Origin of the sequence: Arthrobacter sp. YN, from assembly GCF_002224285.1 — a bacterium.
Classification (GTDB): Bacteria; Actinomycetota; Actinomycetes; order Actinomycetales; family Micrococcaceae; genus Arthrobacter.
Genome location: NZ_CP022436.1, coordinates 2,482,643 through 2,499,199, shown reverse-complemented (window position 1 = coordinate 2,499,199; position 16,557 = coordinate 2,482,643). Strand labels below are relative to the sequence as shown.

The window sequence follows — 16,557 nt, the reverse complement described above, 5'->3', positions numbered from 1 at the left end:
GGCCTTGTCTCAAAAACCCATGGTGTTCCTCCTCCGAGGTGCAGGCCCGGCATCTGCTGCTGGCGGCCTCGTTTCATGCTGGCCAGCGTCGTGAGCGGTGGCCAGCCTTTCAATCCGCCCGTGGGACTGAGAGTATCGCGTGGGCGCCGGAACCAGAATCGGTGACTTGGGGTTGGGCAGGTAGTGGCAGCACTGAAGGTGATCCGGCCTTGGTGCTAGCTGACCGGGTGACGCCTTCAAGGCCCCGCTTTCATCCGGACCGGGTGAGGCACCAGCTGGGGAAGCGGATCTATGGTCAGGGCATGGGTCTATTTCAGAACCGGCCGCAAGAACCCTTAGGTCAGCGATTCCAAATGTCCGAGAAACTGGCGTCAATTGGGGATGATTACTGGATCGAAGACGACCAGGGCAGGCGCGTTTATAAAGTCAACGGCAAGGCGCTCCGAGTTCGGGAGACATTCATCTTGGAGGACGCTTCCGGGAACGAAGTGGCGCGAATCCAGGAGCGCAAACTCTCAATCCGGGACAAGGTTGCCGTCGAGCGGGACGGCCGCACCGCCGCCACCATCAGTAAGGCACTGCTCGGGCTCCGGGCCCGCTTCGCCATCGATGTGCAGGACGGTGCTGAGATGAAGGCGCGCGGCAATTTCGTCGGCCACGAGTACCAGATTGAGCGCGATGGCCAGATCATCGCAAACATCTCCAAGAAGTGGTTCCGGATCCGTGAAACCTACGGCATAGAAATCGCACAGGGACAGGACGTTCCGCTCATCCTGTCGATCACCGTTGCCATCGATTCGTTGACCTAAGTTGCGCATGATTCCTAACGGCGGGGGTTGCACCTGCGGCGGCAGGCCAAGGGTGGTGCCAGTCGGCGCCGGCGATCGGACGGAGCTGACGAGCGCTTCGGTCCTGAGGCGGAAACGATGTCCGGTGCATAGGTCCGCCGTAATCAAAGACCGTGTCGCGGTGGTGGGGCACAGCAGGCCCGCCTTCCATCACCGGAATGCCGCGTGCGTGGATAGACCGTGACGTTAGGGGTCGCTTTTGTGGACGGTCCCGTCAAGGTTCTTGATGATGTGCTCGACGCCCTCGCGCTGGGCGGCGTCTCTGCCCCGCTGTTGTTGCTCGGCCTTGGTCCCACCGATGGCGAAGGGCCGGTCTGATCCTTGGTGGCGGCTCCTCCACTGTTCCTCTTCGGAGTAGGTCTCAATCCCGGGCTTGACCATTGTTCCTTCCCTCCTCGACAGCCATGCCTCTCCCTGGGAGGGCTTCGGTGTCAAAACCGGGAGATGCTGAACCCTGCGATGACGGCCCCAATTGCCATGACTGTTGCCGCGGCGATGACTTGGCTGTTGCGTTGCATCCAGGCATCGACGGCTGTCAGCACTACGTCGGCGTGCTCCGGTCGTCTAAGCCAGAGGACGATGGGCACGAGGACTGCCAACTGCAGGGCCAGCGCGTAACCAAGGACGAACATAGACCCCGCCAATAGCTGAAGGTTCTGGATTCCTATGAGCGCTCCCGCAGTCAGGGAGAGCAGTACGGCCTTGGGGCGCAGGTTCAGGGCCAGGCCCAAAACCGCAAATTTCCACGGACGGGCCGAATTGAGCCCGGCTTTGATTTTGGCCAGCGTCGCATTATCCGCCCTTTTCTGGCGTCGGAAGAGGTAGAGAGAATATCCGACCAGCAGTGCTGACATAGTCAGGCCGACAACCGCCAGTTGTACATTCTGGGGCTTGTCGTCCCTTATCGGAAGGTTCTGCAGGCTGGCCGCAGCCAGGCCCACCAAGGCTGCGGACCCGGAAATACTGCCGATCAGGAACGGCAGGGCGCCCCTGTGGGCGTTGGGGGATAACAGGATCATGATGGTGATGCTGACAGGGACAGTACTCATCGCTCCAGCTAGAGCCATGGGCAACATGCCGGCAAAAAGGGTCAGCATGGCAGTTCACCTGGCCCCAGCGGCACCTAGGCGTGACGTCATGCGGTCACCCCGTCGGGACCGGGACGCCGTGTGCTTCGACTGGTTCGTCGGTCGCGGATCTTGCTGTCCTCGTCTTTCATGATGCCTTCGAGTGCAGACTTGTCGCCGGTAAGGGCTCTTCGCCACGGTTTGGACGTGTCTGCGTCCAAGAGCAGAGCCCGGACTAGGAGTGTAAGAGGCACTGCCAGGATGGCACCCATCGGCCCTAGGACCAACGCCCAGAAGAGCACGGAGACGAAGGTCAGCGTCTCGCTAAGGGAGACCGCGTTGCCGATGTATTTGGGTTGAATGATGGATTGGATGGCGCTGTTGATCACGCCAAAGACGAGGATCACGCCAATTACCGTTGGCCACCCGCCGCTGAGATAGCCGAAGAAGAGCGGCGGGATGATGGCGATGAAGTAGCCGACGTTTGGTATGAAGCTGCAAATGAAGGACAGCAGGCCCCAGAGGAGGGCACCTGGAACTTGGAGGAGGACCAGGACCAGCCAGTTGAAGAGGCCTTGGGCGATCCCCAGGATTGTGGTGGCCACCATGTATCGCCGGACAGCGGCACCGAAGCCTGTCAGGGCAGAAACCAGTGCAGGGCGATATTGGTTGAGGTAGGTAAGCAAGGCAGGTACACGCGAGCCGTCCACTGCCATCAAGATCAGCATTGTCAGGATGACCACCAGGGAGCCAACGAGGTCCGTGGCGCCACCGAGGAGACCGCCGACAAATCCGATAATGCGGCCCGGATCGAATCCATCCTGAATAGCCTGCGTTTGCTCGGGGCCGAATCCGACCGCGTCCAATGCATCAGCAATCGTCACGCCTAATTGTTGGATTTGAGGGGCGAATTGCGGGAGTAGTGCAGAGAACTGCGCCAGAGCTGCAATCAGGACACCCGCGAAGGCGATTAACAGCCCGAAAACAGCGGCGATGGTGGTGGCGGTGGCTATCCCCCGCCCAATGCCATGCCGATGCATCCTATGACGGATGGGGTGAACGCACAGCGTAAGGACAAAGGCCAGGAACACCGGTGTGAAAATCCCTTTGATCGCCGCGATTCCGAAAGCGGCTACGGTGGCTGCGCCCAGGGCAAGCAAGATGGTCGTGCTGCGAGGAAGGACTGGCGGATCCGAGTCAGAAGGTTCCAGCCGCATGGTGTTCTCCTTTGATAGGCCCCGCTGGTAGACGTCTATTGCAGGGACGACGTGAGCCGGGCGAGGTTGTCGAACACTTTTTGCTTGGCGGGTCGTTTTATCCAGTCATCAAGGTGCAGTTCGATGCTGTTTGCGCGATATCCGTCCTCGACGTGGCGCATGGCATCGACCAACCACCGCCCGTGTGCCAGCACCGACACCTCCATGTTCAAGGCGAATGATCGAACGTCCATGTTGCTGGAGCCGATGACGGCCACCTCTTCATCAATGGTGAAGTGCTTCGAGTGCAGGACCTTTGGTGAGCGGTAAAGGTGGATCCGGACACCAGCACGGAGCAGAGCCTCGTAATACGACCGTTGTGCATGGTAGACAAGTGCTTGGTCTCCCACTTCGGAGACAAAAAGTTCCACATCGAGGCCACGCGCGGCGGCTGTGAGAATGGCCATCATGATGGATTCGTCCGGCACGAAGTACGGGCTGGTGATACTGACACGGCGTTCTGCTTTGTGGATCAGCGCCGTGTACAACTTCAGGTTGTTGTCGTTATCAAAACTCGGCCCGCTGGGCAGGACCTGCGCGTCAAGAAGCCCAGGTTCGTCGCGGACCACTATCGGGTTCGCGTTCGGGGGCAGGATAACCCCGATTCGCTGTACCAGTCCGTCACAAACACGGCATCAAGTTCGCGGACTATCGGTCCTTCCACCCGGACCATCAGTTCCTGCCAACTGAGGCCCCGCTTCTTGTTACTCTCCGTGTTGTAACTGGAGTCAATAAGGTTTTGTGATCCCGTGAAACCCACAATGCCGTCAACGACCACAATCTTCCGGTGGTTCCGGAGGTCCGGTCGCTGCCACTTTCCCTTCAGAGGCAGCAGCGGCAACATCGGGAAGTACTCGATGCCGGCCTCCCGCAGAAATTCAAGGGTTTCCTTTCGCCCGGGGTACATGAGGCCGGACAGGTGATCTGACAAAACCCTGACTGTAACCCCCTCCCGGCCGCCCGCTTCATGGCATCGAAGAACGGCGCTGTGGAACCATCACGGGCGAAAATGTAGAACTCCACATTGACGTACGAGTGGGCCGAATCGATGGCTTTGACCATCGAATCAAACGTGCCGTTGTAATCGTCCAGCAATTCAAATGCGTTGCCTCCAACCATCGGCAACGCACCGAGGTTTCGGTTGAGCACTACCGCTGAATGCAGCCACTCCGGCCAGTCATCGTCGTGATTGACCGGCAGGGCTACCTTGGTGCTCTCAAGCACCCTCGCGTTTGCCTCCCGCTGCTTGTCGCGACGCGCTTTGGGCAGTTTCGCGTTTCCCACGAGCAGGAAAGCAAGGGCCCCGAGAATGGGAATGAAGACAATGGCCAGTACCCAGGCAATCGCGGACGATGGCCGGCGGTTCTTGGCGAGGAGAACGGCGGCCACGGCAACCAACACGAAATGGACAGCTGCAACGAGCAGTGTGGCTCGTTCAAGGTCCTGAAAATAGTCGAACACTGATCCGTCCCTGCATGACGTTGGGAGATGGCTGCATTCCCGAGCAGAAGAGCCGCCCCATTGGAACGGACTAATGCTTGCGGTCTTAGATTATGTACCGGTTGTCGTACCGATTGCCCGGGTCGAAATAGCTGGCACGGGGCGCGGAGGCGGACGCGCGTTCATCCATGCCCCTGCCGCGGAAGATCAGGTAGAGCACGACGCCCAGGAACGGGAAGAAGACCAACACCAGCGACCACCCCGCTTTGCCCCAACCGCTGAGGGTGTGGTCCCGGAAAACGTCGCCGAACACTGTAAAAAGCGCGCAAAGGCAGCCGAAGAGAATGAGGAACCCGATAATTCCTCCGATAGCGATCCACAAGTTCTCCAAGAAGTTCATCAGATTCCCAAGCTCCCATTAGAGTGACGGTATTTATCGGACGGCCTTAGACCAGCGGCCGTCAACATTTGACCTCTGCTGTAAGGTCTCTGATCGAGGCTTGAAGGTCCACTGCTTCATTTCTTAGTGATTCGACGGCTTCGGGTACGGTGGCTTGGTCGCGTACATCGTCCACGGCGTCGGCGAACTTCTTCTGGGCTGCTTCCACGGACACAATGCGATAGTCGGCCATGTTGCGGACCGCTGTCTGCAGCTGGACGTAAGCACTGACAACGTCGTCCTTGGCCGAGCGAAGCTGTTCAATTGTTACCCCGGGCGTCAGTGTGCTCCTGAATTTTGCCACCGAGTCGTTATATGCGGTGGCAGCATCACACTGGAGGGCGGTGTCCACCTGTTCCTTTGTGCTGGCGCTGCTCGCACTGGTGGCACTACTGGGCGTCGCGGTCGTTGTACCGGGGGAACAAGCGGTCATCAGTGCGATAGCCAGGCCTAGCGCCACGCCAACTGACCAAGCTTCGCGGGCTTTCGGCATCGGGAACTCCCTTCCTGCTGCCCTGCGACAGCACCACCGAGGATGCACGGCTCAATACGTTCATTCTCAGCAGTCGGGACGGCTTGGTCCTCACCCCCCGGGGGTGAAACTGACGGCTTCGCCTCGCAGCCCAGGCCTGAAGGGCTAGATGATTCCCCGCGCTGCGGCGATCTTCAAGACATCGCGCCGGCTGACCGCTCCGAGCTTGCGGTAAATCGACCGCTGGTGTGTCTTGACGGTGTTGACCGAGATGAACAAGGCATTCCCGATATCGGCCGCGGTCATCATTGAGCGCATGTAAGTGAGAACTTCCCGCTCCCGCTCAGTGAGGCTCCAGTACAGGAAAGTCGTCATGCTGTCGCCATGCGGGCTCTGCGTCATCCGTTCGGCAACGAATTCCTCGTACGCCGTCCCCCAAACAGCGTGCTGTACGAGTAAGGCCGCCAGGTCCTCACGCCGCTCAGCGAACGGTCTCAGCACACGCTGGGGCTCGGCGAGGGAGATTGCATGCTCAATCCGCTCATGAGCCCATGTCATGTCACCTGCTTCACTCGCCAAGAGCGCTTCGGTCAGAGCCAGGCTTGTACCGGTGTAGGAGTTGCGCTGATTTTCAGGCACAGACTTAGTGCAGCGCTGCGCCTCAGCAAGCAGCCCCCCACGCCTGAGCAGTTCTGCAAGAAACGTGTCCGCCAACGGTGGATGCCCTCCGACGCCAAGGGGCTTAACTATTGACAAAGCTCCGGCCAAATCTCCGCTGACCTCAGCAAGTTTCGCCTCTGCCATGATCAAGAAAGCATGCCAGGACGGCCCAAAGAGCCCCCGGTTTTGAGCCGAGGCCAACTGACTGCGCGATGCAACAATCTGGGTGATATCGCCCCCTGCGCAGTCAACCAGGACGCGGTAGAAGGCGCAAAGCTTGTCTGCCGACGTCACGCTCTTCCCTGCATGCTGAATCTTGTCCAGGTGGGTGCGGGCCCCCACAATGTCATCCACCCAGTAGCATGCGATTCCCCTCGCCAGCCAGGCGCCATCCAACCTGTCCTCCGCGCTCACATCGGCGTCCTGGTCAGCTTCCAGCGCTGCCAGGGCATTCTTCTCGGCGCCCATCAGATCACCGGCCGCTGCAAGAGTCAGTGCCATTCGAGAGGCCGAAATCGCCCGCTCTTCCACGATCACGTCACGGCTGTGGACCGCGCGCACAGCTGGGACGGCCACGACAGCTGTTGGTTGGTTCTCCGCTGGCACGCTGGTTTCCAGCTGTCCGCGCGCAACGACAGCCGTAGACAGTTCCTCGGAATGAATGGTGCCGCCGGTGCTGATGGCTGGAGTTTCTTCGACGGGTTGAGGTACCGGAGGGACGCTTCCAGCGGGGAGGAGACCCAGCAAGTCCACGTAGAGTTCGAACCCGCGCCGGCGTTCGGTGTCCGTGTCATTCACACCGGCGAGTCCGCGCCGGGTCAGGGCCGACGCTGAGGAAAGGTCGCCCGCAAGCGCACGGCACATGGACCTGATCAGGAGGACATCCGGGTCCTCATTCCATGGAGGCGCCAAGTCAACGCACAGCCCTTCAAGTGCGTACAGACCGTTGCGCAGGAGGTATTCAAGCCAATGGGATCCAAGAGTTGCCACGACCTGCCGGGGCTCCCGCCCCATCAGTGCCTGGCCCACGCTTTCGGACACGTCCACGTCCTGGTAGTAGCGGGCAGCGACCCGATGAAGATGCTCGGCCAGAACGGGGTTCCGGTACTCCAGTATCCCCCGGCATTGGGCGGCAAACAGGGGCTGCCAATGATAAACGGCCTCATCGCCGCGGTAGTCTGTCTCCTCGATGAAGAGCCCTTTCCTGAGGCACTCCTGGAGCAGGATCCCGGCGGTAGGCAACCCGGACAGCTCGATGGCCAGTCCCCTCTCCAGCCAGTCGCATGTGGTGGCCCGCAAGACGAAGTCGGCCAGGGGAGAATCGAGCTGGCTAAGAACCTCTTCGGCGATGTATTCGGTGAACGCTCTCTCCGACAAGAGCACGGTGGAGACACGCTCGGGCTCAATGTCTTCAGGTCGCATCCCTAACAACGCGGCGTGAATAGCCACCGGCCATCCCGCCGTTGCAACCCAAATCTCTTCCACGTCAACGTCCGGCACCCGCCCGAGTTCCTCAGCGAACCGGGTGGCTTCCTGGAGGGTGAAGGCCAGTTCCCCAGTTCGGACCTCCTCCAGGCCGCCGCTGTAGCGTAGCCTCTCCAGTCGAAGCGAAGAGTGGTCACGGCCTGATAGAACCAACCGCAAGGTGGGAGGTGCCGACCTTGCGAGTACACCTACGATGCCATCCACGAGCGCCGGCCCGGCCAAATGGACATCATCAATGACCACCGCCAGAGGCTCCTCCAGCATCTCAAGGGCGCCCAGCAATTTGTCATAGGATGACGCTTCGTCCAGCGTGCCAGCGCGGTCCTGGGACATGAGAACTTCGCCCACCGCAGGGAATGTCCGGGCGGCAGCCGATTGGATGGCAGCCACGACGCCGCGAAACAACCTTTCGGGCCGTGAGTCAAAGCGATCAAGGCTGAGCCACGCCGACGGCATGTCCGTGGCGCGCACCCAGTCGCTCAAGAGTGTGGACTTGCCGTACCCTGCAGGGGCTTCGACAAGTATGAGCCGGTGCGAACCGGCTGCCACAGACAAGCCGTCGAGAAGGCGTGGACGCTCGATTGCAGGGTCCACGATGCGGGGCGGCTGAATCTTGAAAAGTGGACTGGGCCTAAATCCGCTACCGGATGTATGTCCCACGTGGCAAAGACTAGGCCCTGATCGGATCTGTATCAAGGCCTCGCAGCTACCGGGGCCAGCACGACCAAACCATGGAGCCAATCCTGCGCTGTCTTCATGGTGGGTTAAGCCAGCCGGGGTTAGCATGAGGCATGGTCCGGCAGCCCAACGCGAAGCTCCCAGCACTGTTCCCCGATATTGATCGAGGGGCAATGCGACGAGTAGTCCTGGGGGCGATCATGCGTACTGCTGTTATTGTGGCCGCGACTCTTCTGGTGTATTTCCTCATCCCGGTGGATGGTTTCAACGAGGAGAACCCTGCCGCCGCCTGGGTCCGGCTGATGTTGGTCGCGGTGGCGTTCCTGGGAGCTATGACGTTTCAAGTTCGTACGGTCACCGGCGCCGAAGCCCCGCTGGTACGCGCCGCCGAAGGTATCGTCCAGATCGTCGTCATGTTTTTGAGCCTTTTCGCGCTGCTCTATGTCTCCATGGCAACGGCCGATCCACTGGCGTTTAGCGAACCTCTCAACCGGATCGATGGGCTGTACTTTACGAGCACCATCCTGGCCACGGTGGGGTTCGGCGACATTACACCGGTCACCGATCTGGCCCGCGCGGTGGTGACAGTACAGATGATCGCCGGCCTTGGCGTTCTCGTCATGGTGGGGCGAGTATTCCTCTTCGCCGCGCGTCGTCCCCGTCCGCAGACGTAAAGACCGCGTCGGCTAACGAGAAACACGTCTGCCGGCGCGATCCAAATTACGGCCTTTCGAGGTGTACTCAGACAGCTACCTTGGCCTTGATAGCTGCAAATTCAGTCGCCGTGATGGTTCCATTGTCCAGCAGGGCCTTCGCCTTGCTGATCTCATCGCTGGGACTCGAGGCGGGACTCGATGAGGCAACGCTCCTGATGTAAGCCTCCCCCGCGGCCTGGCGTTCCCGGGCACTCTCCAAGGAGCGCTTGGTCATGCCGTTACCGCGGGCAACCAGATACACCAGGATGGTGAGGAACGGAACGAGGATCAAGGCAATAAGCCAAAGAGCTTTAAACCAGCCGTTAAGTTTGTGGTCCCGGAAAACATCGCCAATGACCGCAAACAGCGCGTACATAAATCCAAAGAACGCGTAGATGGTGAAGAACCACCAGAAGATATCCCAAAAACTCTCGAAGAAACTCATTGTGATCTCACAGACTCTCAATCAAGTGGAGCAGCATTCTCAGGGACGCTGCCGTGGGCGGTTATGAGCTAACGGGTGCGTGAATCGCTGACGTCACCGAACAAATGATGTTCAGCATTTGACGTCTTTGTTGAGGTCGCTCAAGGCGGTCTCAACAGCTGCTGCTTCGTCCTTCAGCGACGCGACCGCCTCAGGAACCGTTGCCTGGTCACGGACGTCGTTGACAGCAGCCTCCAGCTTCCGTTGAGCAGCTTTGAGGGCAGCAACCCTGTCTGCTGCAATACTTTCCGCCTTCTTTTCGAGCACAGCGTAGGTTCTGATCACCTCGTCCCGAGCAGTCCGGAGTTGATCGATGGTCACCTCAGGCGTCAGCAGGTTCCTGAAGTTGGTCAGAGCCGTATTGTGGGCAGCGGCTGCCGTGCAGACTTCTTCGGTATTAGCGCTGCTCGTAGTGGCGGAGCTGGTGCTGGTACCTGCCGGTGGGCTGGACGAGCACCCTGTAAGCAACGCGATGGCCAATCCGACTGCCATGGGTCCCGCGAGGACCCGGTGCGGTCTCGACATGTGAGGCTCCCTTCTAAGTAGACTGCCGTTTCACAGCCCTTATGGTGGCCGCTTGGAATCATTCTCAATCTGGTTTCCGGGGTGAACGTCACCCGTTGAGGATGATAAGCGGGTACTGCTAGCCAGCAGAAGGGGCAAAGGACAGGACCTCGACGTCACGGCCGTTCACCAAAACGCACGTGGATTCCGGAACCTCTTGCCACGCTCCCTGAAGATCCCCAAGGGGCTCGGAAACCACTATTCGGGATTCAACGGACAATCTCTGCAGAACGTCGTTGTCCGGATATTGGGCGCGTAGAGTCGCGACGTCGGTGCTGTGGAAAAGTGAACGGGACCTGCCCTCGCTGGAGTATCGAAAGGCCCAGGTACTTTCGCCGTCGGTGGTCGCCACCGTCATCTGCATCGGATCGTCGACTCCGTGCCGTTGGCCGGTCTTTTCAACGAAATCGACGGCGGCAGCCACCGCCGCCCGAACGTCGTCTGTCAGGCCAAAGCTGAGTGCAAGGTAAAAGAACATCTCCGAGTCTGTTGACCCCAGAATCTGGGGGTAGAGCGCGGGCGCAACTGCCATGGCAAGGTCCCGTTTTATGATCGGGAAGCCCCTGATCAGCCCATTGTGCATCCACAGCCAGTTCCCGTGGCGGAAGGGGTGGCAATTTGTTTGTTGAACTGGAGAGCCAGTGGAAGCGCGGATGTGCGCGAAGACGCGTGCTGCTGAGGCCTGGGCGCAGAGTTCACGAAGATTAAGGTCATTCCACGCCGGCTCCGTGCTGCGGAACAGGCCAGGCGTGGCCTGGGTTCCATACCAACCGACGCCGATCCCGTCTCCATTGGTGGTCTCAACACCGAGGCGCGAATGTTTGCTTTGCATGATGAGTGAATTGGCCGGCTTGTAAAGGAGTTCCTCCAAACTCACCGGTGAACCTGAATACGCTAGCCAACGACACATGTCAGCTTCCCTTCATTGTCATTTCAGCCCTTCATTTGTCATTTCAGCACGGGGCCGTATCCGCGCAGATCACCCGGCTCGGATGAGACCGAACCAGTTTCATCGGCGCAATATTTAAGGACTGCAGTTCAGCGGAACAGGAGTCCCACATGAAGGTCGGACCAGTTGAAGTGATCATCTGCGCGTTTCGACGACCGGAGGTAGACGAAACCGTGGTCGAAGCACTGAGTGGAGCGGTCAAGTCAGGTGCGGTGGCCCTCATGGACCTTGTCCTGCTGACCAGGGACCAGAACTCGGTGGTGCACGTCCGCGATCTGGAAGATCATCTCCAAGCGGATTGGATGGAGATGATCGTCTATCCACGGCCGTTCACGCTGCTCAGTGACGCAGATCTTGAAGTCGCTGCCGAATCAATCGGAAACAACGAAACCGCTTTGGTGGTGGCGTTGGAGCATCGTTGGGCGAAGCGCCTTTCCGATGCGGTTCGGGAATCAGGAGGGGTCACCACCCTCTACGCGAGAATCCCCAACGAAACCGTTGTCACAGCCCTGGAAGCGGACGGTTTCCCGGCTGGCTGAACCACGAGGACCAAGGACTTCCCATGACATTCTCCAGAAGCGGCCGGCCCGGGCTGCTCGGAACCATTGCTCGATCTGCTGCCCTGTCCGGTGCAGCGCGGGTCGCCGCTGGTTCGCTTGATGACCGCAGGCGCTCCCGCTGGAGCAAAGAAGAGGCGATGCCGGCTGCCCCCTCCGCCTTCCCAGCCGGCAAGGGATTGCTGGCCGAGCAGCTGGAGATACTCGCGGAACTGCATGCCGCAAAAGTCCTCACTGATAAGGAATTCTCCGCCGCGAAAGCGAGGCTGTTGGCATGAATGCCCAGGACGAGGAAATTCTCCGCTTGAGGGCGCAGATCGCCCAGCTTCAGCAGGAACGGGAGTCTGAGTACGAAACGGCGCCGTTGAAGCGGAAACGATCCGCTGCGCTGATCGCTAGGTGGGCCGCCGCCGTCGTACTCATTCTTGTCACCGCAGTATTGGCGCTCAGCGCCGTGCCCGCAATGTATCTGAGGGCCCAGGTACTGGACACCGAACGCTACATTGCCACCGTTGCACCCCTGGCTGCGGACCCCGTGGTTCAGCGCGAAATTGCCGACAAAGTCACAGACCAAGTTGTCGCGGCCGTGGATGTCGAGAAAACAACCCGGGATGCCTTGGCCGAGCTCACCGTCGCCCTTCCGCGCGTGGCACCCGTCCTGGTAGGGCTCGCACCGGCGATCGCCGAGCAGTTCAAGACCCTCGTCCACACCGCCGTCACCAACTACGTAGCCACACCCCAGTTCAATGACCTATGGATCCAGGTGAACCGCGCCGCGCACCAAGGCGTGGTGAACCTTGCCAAGGGCAAGACTGATGGCATCGCCAGAATTGACGAAAGCGGAGCCGTCACCATCTCCACGAAGGAGATCATTGCCCGGGTGAAGGAACGGCTTGTTGAGCGCGGCGTCGGCATCGCTGCAAGAATTCCTGAGACCGACGCCCGGATCACACTCTTCCAATCCCCGGAACTTGCGAGGGCCGCCCAGGCCATTAACACTTTGGACAGCGCCGCACCCCTGCTCGTAGGGCTGTCGGTCGTCACCGCCTTCGGGGCAATCGCCGTCGCTCCCAGAGGTGGAAGGAGACGCGCCACCATCTCGGTAGGGCTGGCAATCGCGGCGGCCATGGCCTTGCTGGCGCTGGCACTGGCCATTGGCCGTGGAATCTATCTCAACGTGGTCCCGCCGGAAGCTGTGTCTCCGGCAGCGGCACAAAGCCTGATAGACACCCTCGTCTTGCCATTGAAGGTCAACTTCAGGCTTGTCTTCGTCCTGGGCCTGCTCGTAGCCATAGTCGCCTTCCTTGGGGGCCAGTCGCGAGCGGCGACGCAACTCCGCACAGGTGTGGCCCGTGCTGGAGATGCACTCACTGGAAAATTCGGTGGTGGCAACGCTAAGCCCTGGCAGCGCTCCTTGGCGCGGTACCGCCGGATCCTGGAAGCGGCGATACTTGGGGTGGCTGTACTCGTCCTGATCTTCTGGCAGGAACCGACCGCGGGCGTGGCCATCTGGACAGCGATCATCGCCGGTTTGCTGATACTGATCGTGGAGATCGTCTGCCGCCCCGCCATCGCGCCACAGAGTTCCAGCCCGGGGGCTGACCCCTATGGACTCTGAGAACGCCCATGACGCGCCGTCGCTTGGGACACATCTAGCCCTTTCCTTCCCATCGCTCGTCGTCGGAGTCATCTCTGCGGTGGGGTTGTTCGCTGTAGAAGAGCTGGCCCATGCCGTCGAACACGCTGTCTGGTCAACTCTCCCCGAGGCATGGGGCATTGACCCGGCATCCGGTTGGTGGATCTTTGGGATTCTCAGCTTGACGGGCCTGGCCATTGGTCTGATAGTCCAGTTCGCGCCGGGTCACGGTGGACGCGACTCGGCGACGACGGAACTCGTCGCCCCGCCGTTGAGGCTTTCAACTGTCCCGAGTTTGCTTGTGGTGACGGTGCTCGGCCTGGCAGGCGGTGTCAGCCTGGGCCCGGAGATTCCCATCATTGCTCTCAATACGGCAATCCTTGTTGCGTTGGTGGGTAGGTTCTGGCCGGGCGTCAGTACCGAGGTAGTGGTCATGGTGACGGCTGCCGGCACCATTGGTGCGCTCTTCGGGACGCCGGTTGCGGCCGCTCTGGTCTTCACGGGAATTGTCGCCGGCTTCAAGGGCGGAGGCGCTCTGTGGGACCGGCTGTTTGCGCCCTTGGTTTCCGCCGGTGCAGGAGCGGTAACCATGAGGTGGCTGGACGGGCCACAGCTCCCCGCGCCCGCGTTCCCCCTGTTGGGCGCGCCCAACGCCGCAGACCTCGGCGCGGGCATTGCAGTCACCATCGTTGCAACACTCGTGGGTCTCGCAGCCGTAGTAGTGTTTCCCTACGCGCACCGCTTTTTCCACGGGCTTAAGCATCCAGCGCTGTACATCACGTTGGGCGGGATCCTTTTGGGCGTCCTGGGCGTTATCGGCGGACCGATCACCCTGTTCAAAGGTGCGCAACAGACAGCTGAGCTGGTCCGCAACCACGCCGAGTATCCCCTCTGGACGATCGTGTTCATCATCGCGATCAAACTTGCCGCACTGGTCATCTCTGCCGCTGCAGGATTCCGAGGCGGTCGCATCTTTCCCGCGGTTTTCATTGGCGCGGCTGTTGGCGTCGCGGCGCACGCCGTCATGCCGACGCTGCCCATGGGCTTGGCCATAGCCTGTGGCGTCATGGGAGTTGTCCTCCCCGTAGCACGCGATGGATGGGTGGCACTTTTCATCGCGGTGGTCATCGTGGCTGACGCAACAGTACTTCCGGTGCTGTGCGTGGCTATCCTGCCTGCATGGCTGATGGTGTCCCGGGCGCCGGAGATGCTGATCCATGAGGCGCTTCCACCAGTGGCAAAGGAATTGCCTGCCGGATAGGGACCATTCGTTGAGGCTAGTGGCGTACGCACCCCGGCGGTTCCGAGTTGCCGCTGATGGTGAAGTCCTCACACGTCAAAAAGGCTGCATGATTAGCGCCTAGGCCGAACGATGCGGCAGCGATGACCATGACGGCACCGACCACAATCAGCCGCCACTTCAGAGGCAGGTCATCACCGAATTCCGGCCAGACTACGCGCGCCAGAACCCAGATCATGGCCGGGATCCCCAGGATCGCCACGGTACCCCCGAGGGTTTTTACCGCGCTCCCCAGGATGCCTTCGTCTCCCTCGAAGAAGATCGCCAGCACCAACCACAGGCTGGGGACAGACAATGCCACCGCTTTGGCCACGCGGTGACGATCGGCGGTACGACGGACGAGAACCACCAGGAGTGCCGCCGTTGACGCGGCCCATACGGTGAGAATCTGTTCAAAGAACAGGATTCCCCAGGCACCCAGGGTGAAAGAGGGCCACCAGACTGCGATGCTCATCCCGACAGCCACAACACCTGTCCGCCCGGAGGGCTTTCTGGTCGTGGTCCGGTTCGGTTCTTCCGGAGGAACAGCCACAGGGTGCCTTAGGCCATGTCGCCGGAGTGGGACCGGCGGCCCTTCCGGGCGGCGTCGAGCCGCTCATTCAGGGTAATGGCAGCATCGATGAGGGCAAGATGGGTGAACGCCTGCGGGAAGTTGCCCAGCTGCTCTCCTGTGGCCCCGATCTCCTCTGAGTACAGCCCTACGTGATTTGCGTAGGTCAGCATTTTCTCGAACGTCAGCCGCGCTTCATCGAGCCGGTCCGACCGTGCCAGGGCATCCACGTAGAGGAAGGTGCACAGGGAGAATGTCCCCTCGGAGCCGAGCAATCCGTCAGGGGACGCACTGGGGTCGTAGCGGTACAACAAGCTGTCCGAGACCAACTCTGCATCCATCGCGCGGAGGGTCGACTGCCAGCGGGGATCTCCCGGCGATACGAAGCCGACCTGGGCCATTTTCAGCAGGGAAGCATCAAGGACAGTGTCACCGTATTGCTGGACGAAAGCCTGGCGTTCATCACTCCATCCTTTGTCCATGATCTGGTGGTAGATGGCATCCCGTTCAGCTATCCACCGATCGAGTGGAGCAGGCCGCCCATGCGACGTAGCCAGTCGGATGGCGCGGTCAAAGGCCACCCAGCACATGAGCCTTCCGTACGTGAAGTCCTTGCGTCCGCCCCGGGTCTCCCAGATCCCTTCTTCGGGCTGATCCCAGTGATCTGCGAGCCAGTCAAGCAGGTCGCAAATAGCGAGCCATCCGGGGTGCCCGATCCCGATACCTACACTGTCGAGGTAGTAGACGGCGTCCATCGCTTCGCCGTAGATGTCCAACTGAAGCTGCCCTGCGGCCCCGTTCCCGATCCTCACCGGGCGCGATTCGCGGTACCCTTCCCACTCGGGCAGCTCCTCCTCGTGCAGATCGGAACTCCCATCGACCCTGTACATGATGTCCAGCGGGCCGGAATCGCTCCTGGTGTCATCACCCCTGTGCTCGATGATGCGATCGCGGAGCCATTGGCTGAAGGCGATAGCCTCGTCGACGAATCCCATCCGGACCAACGTGTGCACCGAGAAGGACCCGTCACGAACCCAGGTGAACCTGTAGTCCCAGTTTCGTTCCCCTCCGATCTCTTCAGGCAGCCCGGCGGTGGGAGCCGCAACCAGTCCACCTGAGGGCGCATACGTCAGGAGCTTCAGGGTGATGGCCGAGCGCTCAAGTTCCTCGCGCCACCGTCCTGTGTACGTGGATTGGCTCAGCCAGTGGTGCCAAAAATGCGCGGTCTCATCAGCCAGCTGCTGAGCCTGGACCGGCCGCACCAAGGCCGGGACAACGTCCGGGCCGGTCTTCAGGACAACCCCACGCATTTGTCCTTCTCCCAGATTGAGGGAGATACGGATGTCACCGTCGTCGGTGGCCTCATATGATCCCAGCTCTTCATCGTCAGCCTCCTTGATGAGGCTGAGGCTCAAGCGCGTCTCACCAGTGTCGAAGAATGCCCCCTCGGGACTGACGCTCACCTGGTGACTTTGCC

At 60.5% G+C, this 16,557-nt stretch carries 17 protein-coding genes and 1 pseudogene; 6 read left to right on the top strand and 12 right to left on the bottom strand.

Going from position 1 to position 16,557, the window contains the following annotated elements; translation table 11 throughout:
• Positions 1–353: 353 nt before the first annotated feature.
• Complete coding sequence (locus tag CGK93_RS11300) at positions 354–809, top strand: LURP-one-related/scramblase family protein (RefSeq protein ID WP_232481618.1); 456 nt, start codon at positions 354–356, stop codon at positions 807–809.
• 225 nt (positions 810–1,034) lie between these two features.
• Here CGK93_RS11300 and CGK93_RS24635 read toward each other — a convergent pair whose 3' ends face one another.
• The 7 genes and pseudogenes from CGK93_RS24635 to CGK93_RS11265 form a co-directional block, all read right to left on the bottom strand.
• Positions 1,035–1,229 carry a DUF2188 domain-containing protein gene (locus CGK93_RS24635; RefSeq protein WP_089594904.1) on the bottom strand — a complete coding sequence of 65 codons (195 nt, stop codon included), beginning with the start codon at positions 1,227–1,229 and terminating at the stop codon, positions 1,035–1,037.
• 50 nt (positions 1,230–1,279) lie between these two features.
• Positions 1,280–1,897, bottom strand: coding sequence for a GAP family protein (locus CGK93_RS11290; protein WP_157731778.1), 618 nt, complete (start codon positions 1,895–1,897; stop codon positions 1,280–1,282).
• Positions 1,898–1,983: 86 nt separating this feature from the next.
• Positions 1,984–3,132, bottom strand: a complete 1,149-nt coding sequence (locus CGK93_RS11285) for an AI-2E family transporter (RefSeq protein ID WP_089594902.1) — start codon at positions 3,130–3,132, stop codon at positions 1,984–1,986.
• A gap of 35 nt (positions 3,133–3,167) precedes the next feature.
• A pseudogene (gene cls, locus CGK93_RS11280) lies at positions 3,168–4,632 on the bottom strand (cardiolipin synthase).
• An 85-nt stretch (positions 4,633–4,717) separates the two neighbouring features.
• Positions 4,718–5,011 carry a PLDc N-terminal domain-containing protein gene (locus CGK93_RS11275; RefSeq protein ID WP_089594901.1) on the bottom strand — a complete coding sequence of 98 codons (294 nt, stop codon included), beginning with the start codon at positions 5,009–5,011 and terminating at the stop codon, positions 4,718–4,720.
• 61 nt (positions 5,012–5,072) lie between these two features.
• Positions 5,073–5,402, bottom strand: a complete 330-nt coding sequence (locus tag CGK93_RS11270; RefSeq protein ID WP_089594900.1) for a hypothetical protein — start codon at positions 5,400–5,402, stop codon at positions 5,073–5,075.
• 285 nt (positions 5,403–5,687) lie between these two features.
• Positions 5,688–8,261, bottom strand: coding sequence for a helix-turn-helix transcriptional regulator (locus tag CGK93_RS11265; RefSeq protein WP_157731776.1), 2,574 nt, complete (start codon positions 8,259–8,261; stop codon positions 5,688–5,690).
• 284 nt (positions 8,262–8,545) lie between these two features.
• On the opposite strand from CGK93_RS11265, the gene CGK93_RS11260 reads away from it, so the two are divergent.
• Positions 8,546–9,019, top strand: a complete 474-nt coding sequence (locus tag CGK93_RS11260) for a potassium channel family protein (protein ID WP_232481616.1) — start codon at positions 8,546–8,548, stop codon at positions 9,017–9,019.
• A gap of 67 nt (positions 9,020–9,086) precedes the next feature.
• Here CGK93_RS11260 and CGK93_RS11255 read toward each other — a convergent pair whose 3' ends face one another.
• The 3 genes from CGK93_RS11255 to CGK93_RS11240 form a co-directional block, all read right to left on the bottom strand.
• Positions 9,087–9,485, bottom strand: a complete 399-nt coding sequence (locus CGK93_RS11255; protein ID WP_089594897.1) for an SHOCT domain-containing protein — start codon at positions 9,483–9,485, stop codon at positions 9,087–9,089.
• A gap of 111 nt (positions 9,486–9,596) precedes the next feature.
• A complete protein-coding gene (locus CGK93_RS23565) occupies positions 9,597–10,049 on the bottom strand; it encodes a hypothetical protein (RefSeq protein ID WP_157731774.1) in 453 nt (150 codons plus the stop codon).
• A 118-nt stretch (positions 10,050–10,167) separates the two neighbouring features.
• Positions 10,168–10,998 carry a class II glutamine amidotransferase gene (locus CGK93_RS11240; protein WP_089594894.1) on the bottom strand — a complete coding sequence of 277 codons (831 nt, stop codon included), beginning with the start codon at positions 10,996–10,998 and terminating at the stop codon, positions 10,168–10,170.
• A 149-nt stretch (positions 10,999–11,147) separates the two neighbouring features.
• On the opposite strand from CGK93_RS11240, the gene CGK93_RS11235 reads away from it, so the two are divergent.
• From CGK93_RS11235 to CGK93_RS11220, 4 genes are read left to right on the top strand one after another with little or no spacing between them, the layout of a single operon-like run.
• Positions 11,148–11,576, top strand: a complete 429-nt coding sequence (locus CGK93_RS11235) for a DUF6325 family protein (RefSeq protein ID WP_089594893.1) — start codon at positions 11,148–11,150, stop codon at positions 11,574–11,576.
• A gap of 23 nt (positions 11,577–11,599) precedes the next feature.
• Positions 11,600–11,872, top strand: coding sequence for an SHOCT domain-containing protein (locus tag CGK93_RS11230; protein WP_089594892.1), 273 nt, complete (start codon positions 11,600–11,602; stop codon positions 11,870–11,872).
• Positions 11,869–13,212, top strand: a complete 1,344-nt coding sequence (locus CGK93_RS11225) for a hypothetical protein (protein ID WP_089594891.1) — start codon at positions 11,869–11,871, stop codon at positions 13,210–13,212. The genes CGK93_RS11230 and CGK93_RS11225 overlap by 4 nt, the downstream gene beginning before the upstream one ends.
• Entirely contained in the window at positions 13,202–14,491 is a 1,290-nt protein-coding gene (locus CGK93_RS11220) for an ion channel protein (RefSeq protein WP_089594890.1), read from the top strand. Before CGK93_RS11225 ends, CGK93_RS11220 begins: the two co-directional genes overlap by 11 nt.
• A 16-nt stretch (positions 14,492–14,507) precedes the next feature.
• Here the strand turns inward: CGK93_RS11220 and CGK93_RS11215 are convergent, their stop codons facing one another.
• Together CGK93_RS11215 and CGK93_RS11210 are read right to left on the bottom strand one after the other, a co-directional pair.
• A complete protein-coding gene (locus tag CGK93_RS11215; RefSeq protein WP_089597399.1) occupies positions 14,508–14,984 on the bottom strand; it encodes a hypothetical protein in 477 nt (158 codons plus the stop codon).
• 86 nt (positions 14,985–15,070) lie between these two features.
• The gene (locus tag CGK93_RS11210; protein ID WP_232481615.1) at positions 15,071–16,543 is read right to left on the bottom strand and encodes a glycoside hydrolase family 15 protein; all 1,473 of its coding nucleotides are present in this window, start codon (positions 16,541–16,543) and stop codon (positions 15,071–15,073) included.
• Between the last annotated feature and the right edge of the window lie 14 nt (positions 16,544–16,557).